Source organism: Cytobacillus sp. GQ23 (genome assembly GCF_059758675.1).
The window spans coordinates 1-18,819 of record NZ_JCAXER010000049.1; the positions used below are offsets into that span (position 1 = coordinate 1).

At 41.8% G+C, this 18,819-nt stretch carries 15 protein-coding genes and 11 tRNA genes; 25 read left to right on the forward strand and 1 reads right to left on the reverse strand.

Annotated elements, in window-relative coordinates; all coding sequences use genetic code 11:
- Positions 1-165 precede the first annotated feature (165 nt).
- The 20 genes from AC6CHU_RS25110 (at position 166) to AC6CHU_RS25205 (ending at position 11,803) form a co-directional block, all read left to right on the forward strand.
- A tRNA-Phe gene (locus tag AC6CHU_RS25110) sits at positions 166-238 on the forward strand.
- A 16-nt stretch (positions 239-254) separates the two neighbouring features.
- Positions 255-330 (forward strand) — tRNA-Thr (locus AC6CHU_RS25115).
- A gap of 17 nt (positions 331-347) precedes the next feature.
- Positions 348-431: transfer RNA gene (locus tag AC6CHU_RS25120), tRNA-Tyr, on the forward strand.
- Positions 432-438: 7 nt separating this feature from the next.
- Positions 439-512, forward strand: a tRNA-Trp gene (locus AC6CHU_RS25125).
- A gap of 11 nt (positions 513-523) precedes the next feature.
- Positions 524-599: transfer RNA gene (locus tag AC6CHU_RS25130), tRNA-His, on the forward strand.
- A 58-nt stretch (positions 600-657) separates the two neighbouring features.
- Positions 658-732: transfer RNA gene (locus tag AC6CHU_RS25135), tRNA-Gln, on the forward strand.
- 4 nt (positions 733-736) lie between these two features.
- Positions 737-811, forward strand: a tRNA-Gly gene (locus AC6CHU_RS25140).
- A 17-nt stretch (positions 812-828) separates the two neighbouring features.
- Positions 829-902 (forward strand) — tRNA-Cys (locus tag AC6CHU_RS25145).
- A gap of 28 nt (positions 903-930) precedes the next feature.
- Positions 931-1,019 (forward strand) — tRNA-Leu (locus AC6CHU_RS25150).
- A 23-nt stretch (positions 1,020-1,042) separates the two neighbouring features.
- Positions 1,043-1,124 (forward strand) — tRNA-Leu (locus tag AC6CHU_RS25155).
- 672 nt (positions 1,125-1,796) lie between these two features.
- Positions 1,797-2,738 (forward strand): carbohydrate ABC transporter permease, encoded by a 942-nt coding sequence (locus tag AC6CHU_RS25160; protein WP_498123094.1) that lies wholly within the window; start codon positions 1,797-1,799, stop codon positions 2,736-2,738.
- A complete protein-coding gene (locus AC6CHU_RS25165; RefSeq protein ID WP_159871554.1) occupies positions 2,738-3,565 on the forward strand; it encodes a carbohydrate ABC transporter permease in 828 nt (275 codons plus the stop codon). Before AC6CHU_RS25160 ends, AC6CHU_RS25165 begins: the two co-directional genes overlap by 1 nt.
- A gap of 68 nt (positions 3,566-3,633) precedes the next feature.
- Positions 3,634-4,920, forward strand: a complete 1,287-nt coding sequence (locus AC6CHU_RS25170) for an ABC transporter substrate-binding protein (RefSeq protein WP_251284762.1) — start codon at positions 3,634-3,636, stop codon at positions 4,918-4,920.
- Positions 4,921-5,066: 146 nt separating this feature from the next.
- Positions 5,067-6,875, forward strand: coding sequence for a sensor histidine kinase (locus tag AC6CHU_RS25175; protein ID WP_498123095.1), 1,809 nt, complete (start codon positions 5,067-5,069; stop codon positions 6,873-6,875).
- Positions 6,853-7,581 (forward strand): response regulator transcription factor, encoded by a 729-nt coding sequence (locus AC6CHU_RS25180; protein WP_159871545.1) that lies wholly within the window; start codon positions 6,853-6,855, stop codon positions 7,579-7,581. Before AC6CHU_RS25175 ends, AC6CHU_RS25180 begins: the two co-directional genes overlap by 23 nt.
- Before the next feature lie 15 nt (positions 7,582-7,596).
- A complete protein-coding gene (locus AC6CHU_RS25185; protein WP_159871543.1) occupies positions 7,597-8,337 on the forward strand; it encodes a ThuA domain-containing protein in 741 nt (246 codons plus the stop codon).
- A gap of 1 nt (position 8,338) precedes the next feature.
- A complete protein-coding gene (locus AC6CHU_RS25190; RefSeq protein WP_159871540.1) occupies positions 8,339-9,367 on the forward strand; it encodes a Gfo/Idh/MocA family protein in 1,029 nt (342 codons plus the stop codon).
- A gap of 11 nt (positions 9,368-9,378) precedes the next feature.
- Positions 9,379-10,428: a Gfo/Idh/MocA family protein gene (locus tag AC6CHU_RS25195; protein ID WP_498123097.1), complete on the forward strand. Its 1,050-nt coding sequence runs from the start codon at positions 9,379-9,381 to the stop codon at positions 10,426-10,428.
- The gene (locus AC6CHU_RS25200) at positions 10,425-11,393 is read left to right on the forward strand and encodes a sugar phosphate isomerase/epimerase family protein (RefSeq protein WP_498123099.1); all 969 of its coding nucleotides are present in this window, start codon (positions 10,425-10,427) and stop codon (positions 11,391-11,393) included. Before AC6CHU_RS25195 ends, AC6CHU_RS25200 begins: the two co-directional genes overlap by 4 nt.
- Before the next feature lie 336 nt (positions 11,394-11,729).
- A tRNA-Gly gene (locus tag AC6CHU_RS25205) sits at positions 11,730-11,803 on the forward strand.
- A 119-nt stretch (positions 11,804-11,922) separates the two neighbouring features.
- Here AC6CHU_RS25205 and AC6CHU_RS25210 read toward each other — a convergent pair.
- The gene (locus AC6CHU_RS25210; RefSeq protein WP_251284766.1) at positions 11,923-12,591 is read right to left on the reverse strand and encodes a B3/B4 domain-containing protein; all 669 of its coding nucleotides are present in this window, start codon (positions 12,589-12,591) and stop codon (positions 11,923-11,925) included.
- Between the two features lie 374 nt (positions 12,592-12,965).
- Here AC6CHU_RS25210 and queG point away from each other — a divergent pair, with 374 nt between their 5' ends.
- From queG to AC6CHU_RS25235, 5 genes are all read left to right on the forward strand, one after another.
- Complete coding sequence (gene queG, locus AC6CHU_RS25215; protein WP_159871528.1) at positions 12,966-14,099, forward strand: tRNA epoxyqueuosine(34) reductase QueG; 1,134 nt, start codon at positions 12,966-12,968, stop codon at positions 14,097-14,099.
- A 146-nt stretch (positions 14,100-14,245) separates the two neighbouring features.
- Positions 14,246-15,124 carry an amidase domain-containing protein gene (locus AC6CHU_RS25220; RefSeq protein WP_251284767.1) on the forward strand — a complete coding sequence of 293 codons (879 nt, stop codon included), beginning with the start codon at positions 14,246-14,248 and terminating at the stop codon, positions 15,122-15,124.
- Positions 15,125-15,186: 62 nt separating this feature from the next.
- Positions 15,187-15,660: a tRNA (uridine(34)/cytosine(34)/5-carboxymethylaminomethyluridine(34)-2'-O)-methyltransferase TrmL gene (gene trmL / locus AC6CHU_RS25225; RefSeq protein ID WP_251284768.1), complete on the forward strand. Its 474-nt coding sequence runs from the start codon at positions 15,187-15,189 to the stop codon at positions 15,658-15,660.
- A gap of 102 nt (positions 15,661-15,762) precedes the next feature.
- Positions 15,763-16,512 (forward strand): oxygen-insensitive NADPH nitroreductase, encoded by a 750-nt coding sequence (gene nfsA, locus AC6CHU_RS25230; RefSeq protein ID WP_251284769.1) that lies wholly within the window; start codon positions 15,763-15,765, stop codon positions 16,510-16,512.
- Between the two features lie 396 nt (positions 16,513-16,908).
- On the forward strand, positions 16,909-18,804 hold the full coding sequence (locus AC6CHU_RS25235; RefSeq protein WP_251284770.1) for a PrkA family serine protein kinase: 1,896 nt from the start codon (positions 16,909-16,911) through the stop codon (positions 18,802-18,804).
- Positions 18,805-18,819 lie beyond the last annotated feature (15 nt).

Below are 18,819 nucleotides of genomic sequence, written 5' to 3' on the forward strand. Positions count from 1 at the left end.
TACAAAATTAATACAAAATGGCTCAGTAGCTCAGTCGGTAGAGGATTTTAAAAGAATGCAGCTGCGAAGCTTTTCATCATCGAATAGCATGCTTTTAAAATCTGCTACAAAGAACGCAGGGCTTTGAAGCACATGTGTTTAGATTTAGGGATATAATATTATTTTGGCTCAGTAGCTCAGTCGGTAGAGCAAAGGACTGAAAATCCTTGTGTCGGCGGTTCGATTCCGTCCTGAGCCACCTTTTAATTTGATTAGCCGGTGTAGCTCAATTGGTAGAGCAACTGACTTGTAATCAGTAGGTTGGGGGTTCAAGTCCTCTCGCCGGCACCATCTTTTCATGTTAATATGGAGGGGTAGCGAAGTGGCTAAACGCGGCGGACTGTAAATCCGCTCCTTCGGGTTCGGCAGTTCGAATCTGCCCCCCTCCACCATTTATATAGGGGTATAGTTTAATGGTAAAACGAAGGTCTCCAAAACCTTTGATGTGGGTTCGATTCCTACTACCCCTGCCAATATGATTATGGCGGCTGTGGCGAAGTGGTTAACGCATCGGATTGTGGCTCCGACACTCGTGGGTTCGATTCCCATCAGTCGCCCCATAATTTTTAGGAAACAGTACAAGGGTACTCTCATATAAATGTACTAAGAAATGATCATTGGGCTATAGCCAAGCGGTAAGGCACCGGACTTTGACTCCGTCACTCGCAGGTTCGAATCCTGCTAGCCCAGCCATTTTGCGGAAGTAGTTCAGTGGTAGAACATCACCTTGCCAAGGTGGGGGTCGCGGGTTCGAATCCCGTCTTCCGCTCCAGAATTTCTTATCTTTATGGCGGCATAGCCAAGTGGTAAGGCAGAGGTCTGCAAAACCTTTACCACCGGTTCGAATCCGGTTGCCGCCTCCATAATCTAAATCTTGATACGCTGATATACGCCGGGGTGGCGGAACTGGCAGACGCACAGGACTTAAAATCCTGCGGTAGGTGACTACCGTACCGGTTCGATTCCGGTCCTCGGCACCACAAGATTTAATTCATTTTAATATGCCGGTGTGGCGGAATTGGCAGACGCGCACGACTCAAAATCGTGTTCCTTCTGGAGTGTCGGTTCGACCCCGACCACCGGTATCTAAAAAAAGGTTTCCCATTAGGGAAACCTTTTTTATTGTTTAATTTCTATCCTTGTGAATATTGGCGGAGATTGATCCTCATTAATGCAGCCAATTTCTTTACTGGGATATCAGTGTTCAACCAGAGTTTCGAACGATTCAGAGGATGGTTTCGAAAGTGGGTTCTGAACTGTTCGGAAGTAAATTAAAATGGCATTTTCCTGTTTGGGCAGGAGTAATAAAAGGGATCACTTTTAAAAATGTCAGGTAAGCTAATGCATTAGAATAGAGCCCTTAAGTTTTGAGAAATGTCATGTGAACAGCCCTAATGCGACTGAATAGAGCTGTTCAGTTTCGGAAACCCCATGTAAACGGCACTAAAATTCAGCCGAAAAGAGCTATTCTGTTTTAAAAGTAACTGTTGATCTTTAGAAGTAAGTTTCATTCTGCACTGTAAACATCGAAGCAGCTTTAATTCCTCTGGTTCATACCGAATTTTTACTATCATAATTCACATCCTTATATTCAAGATAGTTTCATTTAATGCAAGGATTTTCATGAAAACAAGTTGCAGATTTTGAAAAAGTCAAAATATTACACCATCTAGTCAATTCAGTCACCTATATATGCAAACGGTTTCAAATATAATGTAAGAAAGCGTTTGCAGGAAATTAGGGGGCGGTGAAGAAAGTTGGAGACAAAGATCGAGATCGGGGAACCGGCAATTAAGTCAGAGGTTAAAGCAGTTCCCAGGAAAAAAGTAAATTTGAAAAAGATTTTAACGTACCTTGCTTTTGTAGGGCCAGCATTAATTTTTTTCCTGGTGATACAGATCATTCCTTTCCTGATGGGAATTTATTATTCGTTTACATCCTGGAATGGAGTCAGTTCTGTGGTGGAGTGGGTTGGACTTGAGAATTATATGAAGATCTTTAGAAATGATCCTAAGTTTTTTGATTCCTTTATTTTTACCACTAAATTTATGTTAGCTTCTGTTATTATTAGTAATTTATTAGGGTTTGGACTTGCCTTATTATTGAATGCAGCCTTGAAGTCCAGGAATCTGCTGAGGACTGTGTTTTTCATTCCGAATGTTATTGGAGGTTTATTGCTTGGATTCATCTGGCAGTTTATCTTTGTCAAAGGGTTCGCTGCTATCGGTAATCTTACGGATCTTTCGGTTTTTAAGCTTCCGTGGCTTGGTGATGAGATAACAGCCTTTTGGGGAATTGTCATTGTGTTTACCTGGCAGATCAGCGGTTATATGATGGTTATTTATATTGCAGCACTGCAGGGTGTTGATCAGTCGCTGCTGGAGGCAGCAAGAATCGATGGAGCATCAAGCTGGACACTCCTGTTAAAAATTATCGTTCCGCTCATATTACCGGCATTTACGATTTGTTTCTTTTTAACTATATCAATGGCATTTAAGATTTTTGACTTGAATATTTCGCTCACAGGCGGCGGACCATTTAACTCGACTCAATCGGTTGCGATTAATATTTATCAGGAAGCATTCCAGAATAACCGCTATGGTCTTGGTACCGCAAAATCGATTTTATTTTTTATTGTGGTAGCTATTTTTACAACGGTTCAGGTGATGATGACGAAGAAAAGGGAGGTTGAGGCCTAATGAATCCCAGATATACGAAGGTTACGTTTCTGCTGGAGATCATCGGAATCGTATTAGGAATCATATTCCTCATTCCTTTTTACTTTGTGTTTATTAATTCAGTAAAGGGTTTTGCTGATATCTTGATTGATGCTGCAGCATGGCCAAAGGAGTTTTTATTCTCCAATTATATGAAGGTATGGGATATCATTAATTTCCCGCGCGCCTTCTGGAATTCTCTTATAATAACCGTAATCAGCAATATTGGACTGGTTATTATTAGTTCTATGGCTGCCTGGAAGATGGTCAGGACTCCGGGGAAATTCAGCAAAATCCTGTTTGTCTTATTTGTATCTGCAATGGTTATTCCATTTCAGACAGTCATGATTCCTCTGATGAAGCTCGGAGGCACTCTGAATCTGACAAACAGCATACCTGGTCTCATCATTATGTATTTTGGTTTTGGTGTACCATTATCGCTTTTCCTTTATCATGGCTTTATAAAAACTGTTCCAATCGAAATAGAAGAATCTGCCCGAATTGATGGGTGCAGCCAGTTTGGCGTCTTTTGGAGAATTGTTTTTCCACTTCTGAAGCCAATTACTGTAACAGTTGTCATTTTAAATACATTGTGGATCTGGAATGACTATCTGCTGCCGCTTCTCGTGCTTCAGGATGCAGAGCTTAGGACGATTCCTCTGGCCACAAGCTCATTCTTTGCACAATATACAAAGCAGTGGGATATGGGACTGGCTGCCCTTGTGATGGGCATTACACCGGTCATCATTTTCTTCCTGTTCCTGCAGAGACACATTATTAAAGGCATTGCCCAGGGTTCCATAAAGTAGTTATAGAGACTTTTGCCGCCAAAAGGGCTGTGAAAGTTTATATAAAAAATTATCAGGGGGGAAACAAAATGAAACGCTTTGCTCTATTATTGCTGTCATTTGTTCTAATGGCAGGCATTATGGCAGGCTGTTCTTCTTCCAGCTCTTCAGGGGATGAAAAGCCTAAGGATGATTCAAAAAACGGGGATGAAGTGGTAACACTGAACATGTTCCAATTTAAAGTGGAGATTGCCGATCAGCTTCAGGAAATGATTGGCGAATTTGAAAAAGAGCATCCAAATATTAAAATAAAGCTTGAGTCAGTCGGAGGCGGAGCTGATTATGGTGCCGCATTAAAAGCGAAGTTTGCATCCGGTGAACAGCCTGACATTTTTAACAATGGAGGATTTAAGGAATTAGAGCTTTGGAAAGAGCATCTTGCTGACCTTTCAAATGAGCCGTGGGCAGAGCATGTGCTTCCTATTGGCAAGGTTCCAACCACCGATGCAGATGGCAAGCTTTATGGAATGCCAGTAAACCTGGAAGGATATGGTTTCATTTATAACAAAGATTTATTTGAAGAGGCAGGAATTACTGAGCCGCCTAATACGATCTCTGAGTTAAAGGATGCTGCTAAAAAGCTCAAAGATAAAGGGATTACCCCTTTCTCAGCTGGTTACGGTGAGTGGTGGGTCATTGGGCAGCATTTGTTAAACATCCCATTTGCACAGCAGGAGGACCCTGTTGCATTTATTGAAGGCTTATACAGCGGGTCTGAAAAGTTAACTGGAAATGATAAATTTAAAGAATTTAAAGAAGTTCTGGATACTGAAATTAAATTTGGTAATGACAATCCTTTAACAACTGATTACAATACTCAAGTCACACTATTTGCTTCCGGCAAAACAGCTATGCTTCAGCAGGGTAACTGGACGGAGAACATGATTCTTGAAATCGACCCTGACATTAATATGGGATTCCTCCCGATTCCGATAACTGATGATGAAGCCGAAGCTGACCGTTTGCCAGTAGGTGTGCCAAACAACTGGGTTCTAAACAAAAACTCAGAGCATCTTGAAGAGGCCAAGTTATTCCTTGACTGGATGGTTTCCTCTGAAACAGGCAAGCGTTATATCACAGAAGAGTTTGCTTTCATTCCAGCCTTTGACAATATTGAGCCAACCGGTTTAGGGCCGCTTGGAAAGCACATTCTTGAGTATTCTAAGGAAGAGAAAACAATTCCTTGGACATGGTTCAGATGGCCGGATGGCGCCAATAAAGAATTTGCTGCAACAATCCAGGAATATGCTGCAGGAAAGATTGACTATGATACGGTCGTTGAACGCTTCCAGACATCCTGGGATAATTTGAAATAAATTTGGTGAAACGGGAAGCATGTCTGCGGAAGATATGCTTTCTGTTTTCTATTTTTATATCTATTAGATTCCACAGCAAAAAAGCCCCCCAAAAAAAAGGAAGTTACTTTATACTATTGTAAAAGAGAAAGCAGCGGGGGATGTACATGTTCAAAAAGAGTATCAGGAATAAACTGATCGTTCTATTAATGATAGCTACGATCGTTCCCTTTGGAGCGTCCATTATCATCACCTACTACCATACAGCGGAATCATTGAAAGATCAGGCCATTGAAGAAAACAGCAACCTATTATATCAAGGAAAAGTGAACCTGGAGGGGTATATAAATGAGTTGGACGGTTTGACACTTTCCCTCTACAATAACCCGGGTTTAATAAACTTTTTAAAAGATCCCAGGAAGGAAAATAATTATCAGGCTGTCGAAGCAGTAAGAAATGTAATTTCTACCATCCTGTATGCTGAGGAAAATATCAAACGAGTCAATATTGCTGTTGCAAAGGAAAATCGGCTCATAACTGCGTCCCGCCGCTCTACAGTTGTTTTTTCGAAGAGACTGCCAACTGCGAGCCAAAAATATTACGATAAAGCAAAAGAAAGTCCAAACAATATGTACCTTGAGCCCATCCATAAGATTAAGAATCCTGAAGATAAAAAGCCTGAAAATGTCATTACGCTTCACAGGTCTTTAATCAATATTCCGGCAGATGATATATTGGCCTATATTTCATTGGAGTTTTCGCCGGATCAAATAACCAATATCAGCCGTAATCTTTATTCGGGGGATAATGAAGAATTCTATATTATATCTCCTGAAGGGGACATAATTTATCGTTCAACGGATGATAAAGGAGATAAAGCGCCTGATTGGATGGATTGGGTAATACAAACAAATAAGGAAAATGGCACGGTTGAATGGAAGGAAGAAACGTTCAATGGTGTAATGATATATGATCAATTATCGCAAAATTCGGGCGGCTGGTATCTTGTAAAGCGAGTTCCATATGCCACTTTATATGAAAGTGCATTCAGTGTGGCGAAAATAAATATCATATTTGGCGTAATAGGGCTGTTCCTTGTTATCCTCGCCACGCTATTTATCTCTGTCAGAATTACCTCTCCCATCAGAATCCTCCTGAGTAATATCGATCAGGTTGAAAAGGGAAATCTTGATGTCCGCTTTAAATCTTTCGGCAATGATGAGATTGGTTATCTCGGTGATCGATTCAGGCAAATGATCGATAAAATTAATGATCTCATCAATAGGGAGTATAAACTTCAGCTTGAAAATAAGACCAATCAGCTTAAGGTTCTGCAGTCACAGGTTAATCCGCATTTTTTATATAATGCATTGCAGTCAATTGGAACAGCGGCTCTGAAAAATCAAGGTCCGCAAATATATTCTTCTGTTACCCGCCTATCAAAAATAATGAGATACAGCATGAATATGGAGGAGGGTATGGTCTCTCTTCAAAAAGAGATTGAACATACCAGGGCATACCTTTTACTGCAAAAGGAACGGTTCGATGATCAGCTTCAGTTCAATTTCCAGCTTGATGAAGAAGCATTGGGGTTTCCTGTTCCAAAAATGATTTTACAGCCTTTAGTGGAGAATTACTTTAAACATGGCTTTGATGCACGCGAAAAAACTGGAGAGATTAACATAACATGCAGACAGGATGAATTTTATCTTGATATTCTTATTGAAGATAATGGCACAGGGGTTTCGGAAAATCGGCTTAAGGAAATCCGGATGCATTTGATGAATGACAGGATAAGACAAAAGGGAGAGTTAATGAATATCGGCCTGAAGAATGTTTATGTCCGGTTAAAACTTTATTATGGCAGCCGCGCTTACCTGCAGCTTAAGAACCTTGAGCAGGGAGGGCTGCAGGTTTCTATTAAACTTCCAAAAAGGATGGAAGGTGGAAAAGATGAAAGCAATTATTGTGGATGATGAACAGCATGTTCGGGAAGGCTTAATGCTTCTGGGAGAGTGGAGCCGCTTTGGGATTGACACGATCATGGAGGCGGCAGATGGAAATGAGGCAATAAAGCTGATAAAAGAGCATCGCCCGGAAATCATATTCACAGATATGAGCATGCCAAAGAGAGATGGCATAAGCCTTTTAAAATGGATACATTCTTCGGACCTTTCCAGCAAGACGATTGTTGTCAGCGGATATGATGATTTTGATTATATGAGGAATGCCATTTGTTATAAAAGCTTTGATTATATCTTGAAGCCTATCGACCCTGATATACTGAATGAAATCCTGGAGAGAGCCATTAATGAATGGAATCAGCAAAATACTTCATTGGAATGCACGCAGGAGCAAAACAGGGAGTTGAATGTGATTCAGCAAATAGAACAATTTCTGCTGGAAAGCTATAACAAAGATATTAACCTCCAGGAAATTGCAGACAGATTTTATTTAAGCCGGGAGTACATTTCCAGGAAATTCAAACAGGAATATCAGGCTACTATTACAGACTTTATCACAAATGTCCGAATTAGCAAGGCAAAGGAGCTCTTGCTGAACCCTAAACTGAAAATCTATGAAATTGCTTTCCAGGTTGGTTATCAGGATGAAAAATATTTTAGCAAAGTGTTTAAAAAGACAGAGGGGATTTCCCCAAATGAATATAGAAGCATGCATTAAGAAGGAGGAAGATTCATGATTAACGTACTTGTCTGGAATGAGAACCGCCATGAACAAAAGGAGGAAAAGGTAAGGGCTGTCTATCCCAATGGTATACACGGTGCCATAGCCGATTTTTTAAATGGAGAAGAATTAAAAGTGAAGACAGCAACATTGGATGAGCCTGAACATGGACTGAGTGATGCCGTTTTACAGGAAACAGACGTACTAGTCTGGTGGGGGCATCTGGCACATGGAGAAGTTGAGGATTCAATCGTTGAAAAAGTTAAACAAAGAGTTCTCGATGGAATGGGATTGATTGTTCTTCATTCCGGGCATTTTTCTAAAATTTTCAAAGTGCTGATGGGAACCTCCTGTGATTTAAAGTGGAGAGAAGCGGATGAAAAGGAGCGAATTTGGATAGTAGACCCGAGCCATCCGATTACAGAAGGCCTTGGAGAATATATTGAACTTGAAAAAGAGGAAATGTACGGAGAACATTTTGATATTCCTGCACCGGATGAGCTTGTCATGCTGAGCTGGTTTGAAGGCGGGGAAGTTTTCCGGAGCGGCTGTACATACAAGCGCGGAAAAGGGAAAATCTTTTATTTCCGCCCGGGACATGAAACGTATCCAACCTATTATCATAAGGAGGTTCAGCAGGTTATAAAAAATGCTGTAAAGTGGGCTAAACAGGCTGATCTTCCGGTACCGGTCTATGGAAATGCGAAGCCGCTGGAGAAAATCAGTGTGAAACATGAAGGAGTGGTGAAGTAGGATGAGAAAACTCAAAATTGGAATAATTGGATGCGGAAGTATTGCCAGGCACAGGCATATGCCTGAATATCATGCCAGCAGCGGGGCTGTCATTGAAGCAGTTTGTGATATTAATGAAGAGCGTGCAAATGTGTTTGCTGACCTTTACGAGGCTAAGGCGTATACCGATTATAGCGAATTGTTGGCTGACAAGGAAATAGATGCAGTGAGTGTCTGCACCCCGAATTATCTGCATGCCCCTGTTTCGATTGCAGCATTGAACGAGGGCAAACATGTTTTATGTGAAAAGCCGATGGCCACTTCTAAGGAAGAAGCAGAGGAAATGATAGAAGCAGCGCGTAAAAGTGGAAAGCAATTAATGATTGCTCATAATCAGCGCTTCGTTCCGTCTCATAAAAAAGCAAAAGAATTAATTGCAAAGGGTGAAGCGGGAAAAATCTACAGTTTCCGGACTGCCTTTGGCCATGGCGGACCAGAAGGATGGAGTGCAGATGGCAAAGATAGCTGGTTCTTCAAGAAAGATCAGGCTTTTATTGGTGCTATGGGTGACCTTGGTGTCCATAAGACAGACCTCTTGCGCTATCTGCTGGGTGAAGAATTTGCTGAGGTTGGGGCATTTGTTGAAACTAGTTCCAAAACGGATGCTGATGTCGATGATACAGCCGTATGTGTCTTGAAAACGGAAAGCGGTGTGATCGGTACTTTGGCTGCAAGCTGGTCTTATGTTTCTAAAGAAGACAATTCAACTATTATCTATGGTGAGAAAGCCATTTTAAGATTAGAAGATGATCCTTTGCACTCTCTCATTGTTCAGTATGCTAACGGTGAAACAGTGAAGTATGAGCTCGGCGGAATTCAGACTAATGAAGAAGGCGGGCAAAAGAGTTCAGGTGTCATTGACCATTTTGTTGAAAGTATACTAAAAGGCCAGGAGCCTGCCATCCCTGGATCTGAGGGGATGAAATCGCTCCAAGTGATTCTAGCTGCCCTTGAGTCAAGTGAAACAAAGCAGATTGTCAGAATTAATTGAGGTGTACCCCCATGATGAAACTTCGGATCGGAATTATAGGTGCTGGAGGAATTGCCCAATCCAGGCATATTCCAGTTTTATTAAAACTTTCGGATAGTGCTACCATAACAGCTATCTGTGATGTGAATGAGGATACAGCAAAGCTTGCTGCCAGGAAGTTTGGAATTAGCCGCGTTTTTACAGATTATAAGGAAGTATTCACTGAAACAGATGCCGTAGTCATTTGTACACCGAATAAATTTCATGCTGAAATTACCGTTGCTGCACTGGAGGCTGGGCTGCATGTTTTGTGTGAGAAGCCGATGGCGATGACAGCAGCCGAATGCAGGAAAATGATCGAGGCTAGAGACAGGTCCGGGAAGGTATTGGCCATTGCCTATCACTACCGGTTCATGAAAGAGGCACAGGCTGCCAAAAAGCTCATTACAGAAAATGAAATTGGCATTCCGTTTATAGCCAGAGCAAGAGCCATGAGAAGAAGAAAGGTGCCTGGCTGGGGTGTTTTTACCAATAAAGAACTCCAGGGCGGCGGAAGTTTGATAGATTACGGCTGCCATTTGCTTGACCTCTCGCTTTGGCTTCTTGGTAACCCGGCCGAAACGGAGGTATCCGGTACTGCATACAACACGTTAAGTAAAATGCCTGATCAGGTGAATCTATGGGGAAGCTTTGACCATCAATCCTTTGATGTAGATGATCATGTGACAGCTTACATAAAATTTGCGAATGGTGCTTCCCTGCTTTTTGAAACTTCCTGGTCTGCCAATATTGAAAAGGATGATGAAAGCCTCAGTTTTTCGGGGCAGCTTGGAGGAATTGATTTATTCCCCTTCCGTTTGAATCAATCTAAATATGGTATGCTCCTGAATACACGTTCAGAATGGCTCCCGGGAGAAGATGACTATGCATTAACACAGGCACGGAACTTTATTAAAAGCTGTTTGGAAAACGAAGAGTTTATGGTTAAAGCAGAAGAAGCTCTGCAGACAACCAGAATTATTGATGCGATTTATAGCAGCAGCAAACAAGATAATAGTAGTAGCCAGGAGGGGATTTTGTGAAGCTCGGCGTATTTACAGTATTATTTGCTGACAAAAATTTTGAGGATATGCTCGATCATGTGAAGGCTGCAGGTCTTAAGGCTGTGGAAATCGGAACGGGTGCATATCCCGGCAACGCTCACTGCAGACTGCAGGAGCTATTGGGAAGCGATGAAGTCCGGGAGGATTACCTGAATAAGGTTTTATCGAGGGGGCTTGAAATCAGTGCATTCAGTTGCCATGGCAACCCGATTTCACCTGATAAAGCATTTGCCGAGGAATCTGATCGCGTACTATACGACACGATTAAGTTAGCCAGCTTAATGAATGTTCCAGTTGTGAACTGTTTTTCCGGGACTGCAGGTGACGGGGAAGAGGCCAGGCATCCGAATTGGCCGGTCGCTCCGTGGCCAAATGAGTATGGAGAAGTGCTTAAATGGCAATGGGAGGAGAAACTCATTCCTTATTGGAAAAAAGCCGGGCAGTTTGCCAAAGACCATAATGTGAAAATCGGGCTCGAGCTGCATGGTGGATTCCTTGTACACACTCCCTACACACTTTTAAAATTAAGGGAAGAAACATGTGACGCCATTGGGGCCAACCTGGACCCAAGCCATTTATGGTGGCAGGGCATTGACCCAGTTGCAGCCATAAAGATACTGGGAAAAGAAAATGCCATTCATCATTTTCATGCAAAAGACACCTATATTGACCAGGAAAATGTCAATATGTATGGGTTAACGGATATGCAGCCGTATGGCAACGTACAGACCAGGGCGTGGACCTTCAGGTCAGTAGGATGCGGACACAGCCTGCAGGAATGGTCTGATATGATGAGCGCACTGCGCACATTTGGTTATGACTACGTTGTCAGCATTGAGCACGAAGACCCGCTGATGTCCATTGAAGAAGGGTTTACAAGAGCCGTAAGGAACCTTAAGTCCATTTTAATCGAAGAACAGCCATCGGATATGTGGTGGGTATAAACAGGGAGGGAAAACCCCTCTCTGTTTTTTTCGACAAATTTTTTAAAAAGGGGTTGACCATTTACGCTGAATTTAGTACTATTAAATAGTTGATTCGACACAATGTTTATTTTGCTGTAGAGAAAAATCGACATTCTATTTAATCATAATTACGTTAATGATTAAATATAAATAAACAAATGCGGGTGTAGTTTAGTGGTAAAACCTCAGCCACGAGCGATACTTCCATGAATCAGCTTCGAGTTGCCTCGACGCATAGGCTTCCTTGAAAAAGCTCTTAGAGGAAGAGGCATGAAAGTACGGGAAAAAATAAGCAGGCGGTAACTTCATAATAATGCGGGTGTAGTTTAGTGGTAAAACCTCAGCCTTCCAAGCTGATGATGAGGGTTCGATTCCCTTCACCCGCTCCATACATAGCCAACGCAGTGTTTCGTTCAACAAGAACGAGGTATTGCGTTTTTTCATTTTCATGGCTCTATAAAAAATCGGGCGGCATCCGCAGATCCCACTCGATTTTTTATAGAAGTGTTTAACATCCAATGACCTTAAAGCTTCCTTCTCCCCCGTGCACTTGAGTGTACATGTTCATTAATGACTCAACCATTTTTTCGGCCATATTAGTTTCCAGAGAAGGGCGCAAATAAACAATTTGCACGGCATTTTTAGTCTGTTCCGTGACAGCTGTTCTTTCAGAGTCCACAAACGGACTGCCAAAGGGGCCTGCTATATCTTCACTGATTATTAAATTGGCAAGAGAATTGGGTCTTCCGTTTAAACCGTTATATTCTTCGCTTTCTTTGCCAAACCTGATAGTCAATGGACCTGAAAGCTTATCAGCATCATATACGCCGATTGGTATTTGATATTCCAGGGAAAAGAAGTTGTTAATATCTATGGAGCTGTTGACCGGCTGCAGGTAATTTTGTTTTTTTATTCTTCTGTACAGTGCTTCTGCAGAGTGGCGGTAACGATTTGGATCTTTGCCTGCTGTTTTGAAAATCTGTCTCCATTCATTGATTCCTTCCAGATCTGTAACACTCTTGTCCTCTAAGTCAAAATAAATGGATTCCTGAAATAACTGGAGTCGGCCCTTTACCATTTGAGGAGACTGTCCGACTTCTATATTTTTATATATAATAAATCCAATTTTAAATTGGGGAATTAACCTGCACAACTCGGGAGCAATTATAATTTCCAAGCTTTCCACCTCCAAAATTACTTTAAAATAGTTTATCATAATAAGCGGTGATTCAATAAATATTAGACTTTCAGGTACCTATCACCCGTGATGGGTGAATAAAAGGTATCTAACCAACGCTTTGACACCGTCTATTTTGACTTTCACCAAATAAAGGGCCCAAAACGAGCGCTCAGACGCAACATATATTCACTTTAGCGGAGTAAATGGTAACTAATCAGAAGTTTGACGAAGTTAATTTTCCAAAGCCGAAAAAAAGCAGTCTTACACGCATCTTATATCCCTTTTGTCCGAATAAAAGGTATCTGCCACCAACGTTAATACAGCACGTTTTCATATAAAATTTCATTTTCATACAGAAAGGAGGTTATCCAATGGACTTTACACAATTCAAGCAGGAAGTGATTGAGTACAGCAAGACAATTGGCATTGATAAAATCGGTTTTACAACAGCAGGCACTTTTGATGAAATGAAGAATAGACTGATTCGCCAGCAGGAGCTTCAATATCAGTCAGGGTTTGAAGAACCTGATATTGAGAAAAGGGTGAATCCCGGTCTGCTAATGGATAAGCCGAGATCCATTATCTCAATTGCGGTTGCTTATCCTTCCAAAATGAAGGTAAGGGTTGTCAGCAAAAGAGGTGAACGAAGGGGGATATTCTGCCGGGCTTCATGGGGAAAAGACTATCATCATATCCTTAGGGAACGTCTTCAGAAGCTTGAGGAGTTTATTCAGTCAAGAATTCCTGAGGCCATATGCAAATCCATGGTGGATACAGGAGAGCTGGTGGACCGGGCTGTAGCGCAGCGTGCCGGAATCGGCTGGAGCGGAAAAAACTGTTCCATCATCACACCGGAGTTCGGATCATATGTGTATCTCGGAGAAATGATAACAAATCTGCCTTTTGAGCCTGATATGCCATTGGAAGACAGATGCGGAAGCTGCAATAAATGTGTTGATGTCTGCCCGACTGGTGCTTTAATTCAGGGAGGTCAGCTTGATGCACAGAAATGCATCGCATTTTTAACACAGACAAAGGGCTTTCTTGCAGAGCCATATAGAGAAAAGCTGGGAAACAGGCTTTATGGGTGTGACACCTGTCAAACTGTTTGTCCTGAAAATAAAGGCAAGGATTTTCACCTGCATGATGAAATGGAGCCTGATCCGGAAGTGGCAAAGCCGCTTTTAAGGCCGCTGCTCTTTATCAGCAACCGTGATTTCAAAGAAAAGTACGGCCCGGTCTCAGGCTCCTGGAGAGGGAAAAAGCCGATCCAGCGAAATGCTATTATCGCCCTTGCTCATTACAAAGATGAGACAGCGGAAGAAGACCTGATCAAGGTTATGACAGAGGATCCGAGACCGGTGATCCGGGGTACGGCAGCTTGGGCACTCGGGAAAATAGGAGGAGAACAATCTCTTCCTGCATTAAGACAGGCATTGAAACAGGAGAAGGACGGAGAAGTCATTGCTGAAATCGAAAAAGGAATCAGCTTTTTTGAACAATGATGATGGGGGAGGAATCTCTCTCTTTTTTGTGGCTTTTTTTACCCGATGCCAGCAGAAAAACACTCTTGCGCCTGCTGAATGCGCGAAAAATTAAGCAACGTCCTCTGCTTCCTCTCATATGTATTGTATAGAGAGGAGTGAGGTGCGTGAGGGACCAGCTTCATGAGCTGTTAAAGAAAAGAGTGCAGCAGTGCGTTTCCCATTCAAGAAGTTCAATTCATACATGCCCTAAAATTGAAAAAAAGAAAGAATCTCTTTCCAGCCGCTCCGGTGAGATTGTGAAAGCACAGGCAACTGGAAAAGTGATCAATGTCGGCAGGGAGAAGGATGATGTGACTCCGGTTGAATATAAGGTTCACTTCAAATATTTGATTAAACAAAAAGGCGTCTTCTATATGGAAGAAGAGATCGAGGAGCGGACAGCCGACTTTTATAAAGGAGTATTTGTTGAAGACCGGGAGAAAAATCCTTTTAAAGATATAAAAAAAGAAGAAGTGTCTCTGGACCGGGAAATTGAAGAGGAAGAAAGATACGAGTATGAATATGACCGCATTAAGGCTGTTCAGTATGCAGAAAAGTGGTGGAACAGCTTTAATCCGGCTTATAAGAAATTTGATGTGGATTGCACCAATTATATTTCGCAGTGCCTTCATGCTGGCGGCAGCCCAATGAGGGGGTATCCCCACCGAGGAAAAGGCTGGTGGATGAGAAGCGGGAATTGGAGCTACAGCTGGACAGTTGCGAATTCAATGCGGTGGTATCTGCCAAGTTCAAAAACGGGGTTAAGGGCTCAGGAAGTCTCCAGTCCAGACCAGCTTTTAATTGGAGATGTCATTTGCTATGATTTCCAGGGAGACGGGCGATTTGACCATACAACGATCGTGACGGGCAAGGATGCATCGGGAATGCCCCTTGTCAACGCCCATACCTATAACAGCCGAATGCGCTATTGGGCGTATGAAGATTCTACAGCATATACACCCAATATAAAGTATAAATTTTTGACTATTACTGATGACCAGTAATTTGTATGGTGATTTCAAAGTGATATAATTACACATGCAGATTTAATTTAGAGGTGAAAAAATTGGGATTGCATGTAGTATTATATCAGCCGGAAATTCCGGCCAACACAGGCAATATAGCCCGCACCTGCGCGGCTACTGATACGACATTGCATATGATCAGGCCGCTCGGCTTCTCAACAGAGGATAAAAGGCTGAAGCGGGCAGGATTGGATTACTGGCAACATGTCAAAATCGTTTTTCATGATTCATTGGATGATTTCTTTAAAAGAACTGAAGACAGTGAATACTTCTATGTAACGAAGTATGGCACAAGCCCATATTCCGAATTTGACTATAGCAGCGTCGAGAAGGATTATTACTTTATTTTTGGCAAGGAAACATCCGGACTTCCAAAGGATTTAATTGAAAGAAGCAAAGAGCGCTTATTAAAGGTTCCAATTAATGATAATGTCCGTTCGCTTAACTTATCCAATACGGCTGCCATTCTTGTCTATGAAGCTCTGCGCCAGCAGGAGTACTTACATTTAAAATAGGAAAACAACACAAGGCCTGTGAGATGATCAGGTCTTTTTCTTTGGAGAAAACATTCTTCTCTGGGTAAAATGAAAAAGTACATATGGAAAGGATGAGATGTGATGAATGAAGTTACCAAATTGCTGATGGATCATCGTTCTGTCCGGAATTTTGAAGACAGGCCGCTGTCAAAAGAACAGGTTGAAACAATTGTACTTTCTGCTCAAGCTGCATCCACTTCAAGTTTTGTCCAGGCTTATTCAATTATCGGAGTGACAGATAAAGAAAAGAAAAAGAAGCTTGCTGAATTTGCGGGAAATCAGAATTATGTAGCTGAAAATGGCCATTTTTTCGTATTTTGTGCTGATCTGCATCGTCATGAAATCATCGGCCAGATGGAAAATAAAAATGTAATTCCATCAATCGAAAGCACAGAGAAGTTCATGGTGTCTGTTATTGATGCAGCATTAGCTGCGCAGAATGCTGCTATTTCGGCAGAATCGATGGGGCTTGGAATCTGTTATATTGGCGGAATAAGAAACAATCTTGAGGCAGTGGCAGAGCTTTTAAAAACACCTGATCGTGTGATTCCTTTGTTTGGAATGGCTGTTGGCTATCCTTCCAAAAAGAACGATAAAAAACCGCGGCTTCCTCTTCACCATATATATCATGAAAATGAATACAACCAGGATGAAGCATCTTACTGCGAAGAGCTGGAAGTTTATAATAAGATTATTTCCGAGTATTATGATGAGCGTACAGGCGGCAAGCGGAAGGACACGTGGACGAGTCAAATTGCCGGCATGCTAGAAAAGCAGACAAGGATGTATATGAAGGATTTTGTTCAGAGTAAAAAGATGGATTTAAGGTAGGATTAAATTGTAAATAAGAAAAAAGCTGCTGATAGGTTCAGCAGCTTATTTTTTGCTTATGCCTGGCTTGTCATCGTAACCAGCAGTGAAAATAGCAGCAAGGAAAGCAACCATTACACCGATAATAATAATTGTACCCATGTATATGTAATCCTCCTTTAGCGGTATCTCAATAGGCAAGCATGTAAATATAAGCTTATTATAGCCCAAAAATGTCTAACTGTGAATGAAAAGTATGGAGTTTTTTTTACAGCTGGATCCTGGCAGCGAAGTATTCCTAATAATTAATCCCCGTAAAAAGTACAAACCAAACTATTAATAGTTTACGCATGTTCGATTGCCGGTGCGCATAGAGTATATTAATCGTCTCTGATAATGCGACAGGGGGAGGTCCTTATGGATATTCTAAAAAAAATTGAGATGTACAGACACGAGGAAGAAAAGCTGAAATGGGAAGGGACTTTTGGGGAGTATTTAGAAATTGTTAAAGAGAAGCCTTGGGTTGCTCAGTCAGCACATTCACGGGTATATAATATGATTAAGGATGCCGGTGTCGAAGAAGTGAAGGGGCAAAAACGATATCAATTTTTCAGCAACCAGCTCTTTGGTTTAGAAGAAGCCTTGGAAAGACTCGTGGAAGAGTATTTTCATCCTGCTGCCAAACGGCTTGATGTCCGTAAAAGAATTCTTTTATTAATGGGACCTGTCAGCGGCGGTAAATCAACATTAGTGACAATGCTAAAGAGAGGTCTGGAGCAATATTCTCACTCAGAGAGGGGTGCGGTTTATGCTATTAAGGGCTGTCCGATGCATGAAGATCCGCTTCATTTGATTCCGCATCACCTCCGCAAAGACTTTTATGATGAGTATGGAATAAGAATTGAAGGAAACCTATCGCCTTTAAATAGTATGCGTCTCGAACAGGAGTATGGCGGCCGGATAGAAGATGTTCTAATTGAAAGAATCATTTTCTCGGAAGACCGCAGGGTGGGGATTGGAACCTTCAGCCCGTCAGATCCGAAATCACAGGATATTGCCGATCTGACTGGAAGCATTGATTTTTCAACTATTGCTGAATATGGTTCTGAATCAGATCCACGGGCCTATCGTTTCGATGGAGAGCTGAACAAAGCAAACCGCGGTATGATGGAATTTCAGGAAATGCTGAAGTGCGATGAGAAATTTTTATGGCATTTATTGTCACTCACTCAGGAAGGCAACTTTAAAGCCGGACGCTTCGCTCTTATTTCGGCAGATGAGCTAATTGTCGCTCATACGAATGAAACTGAGTATCGTTCATTCATTTCCAATAAAAAGAATGAAGCATTGCATTCCAGAATAATCGTCATGCCAATCCCATATAATTTAAAGGTTTCAGAGGAAGAGAAAATTTATGAAAAGATGATCCGTGAGAGCGATGTTTCCAACGTGCACATTGCACCGCATACTCTGAGAGTTGCAGCAATGTTTACGATTTTAACCCGTATGAAGGATCCGAAAAAGGGCGATATAGATTTAGTAAAGAAAATGCGTTTGTATGATGGAGAGAGCGTTGAAGGCTATAACAGAGCAGATGTGGAAGAATTGAAAAAAGAGCATGCAGATGAGGGCATGAGCGGAATTGACCCGCGGTATGTCATTAATAGGATTTCTTCTACAATTATCCGAAAAAATATTACAAGCATCAATGCGCTGGATGTACTGCGTTCACTTAAAGAAGGATTGGATCAGCATCCTTCGATTACTGCCGAACTGAAAGAAAGATACCTGAACTTTATTTCTCTGGCCAGAAAAGAGTACGATGATATTGCGAAGAAAGAAGTACAAAAGGCATTTGTTTACTCTTATGAAGAATCTGCGAAGACGCTTATGGAGAACTATCTTGATAATGTTGAAGCATACTGCAATAAAGCAAAGCTGCGCGATCCATTAACTGGTGAGGAAATCAGTCCTGATGAAAAGCTGATGCGTTCAATCGAAGAACAAATTGGAATTTCGGAGAATGCCAAGAAAGCATTCAGGGAGGAAATCCTTATCCGCATCTCAGCTTATGCAAGGAAAGGCAAACGCTTCGACTATAATTCGCATGACCGTCTGCGTGAAGCTATCCAGAAGAAGCTTTTCGCTGACCTGAAAGATGTCGTGAAGATTACAACATCATCAAAAACGCCTGATGAGCAGCAGCTGAAGAAGGTGAATGAAGTTGTTGCAAGATTAATTGACGAACATGGCTATAACTCAACATCAGCAAACGAACTGCTCCGCTATGTGGGAAGTTTGCTGAATCGATAAAAAAAGGGCCTGGCA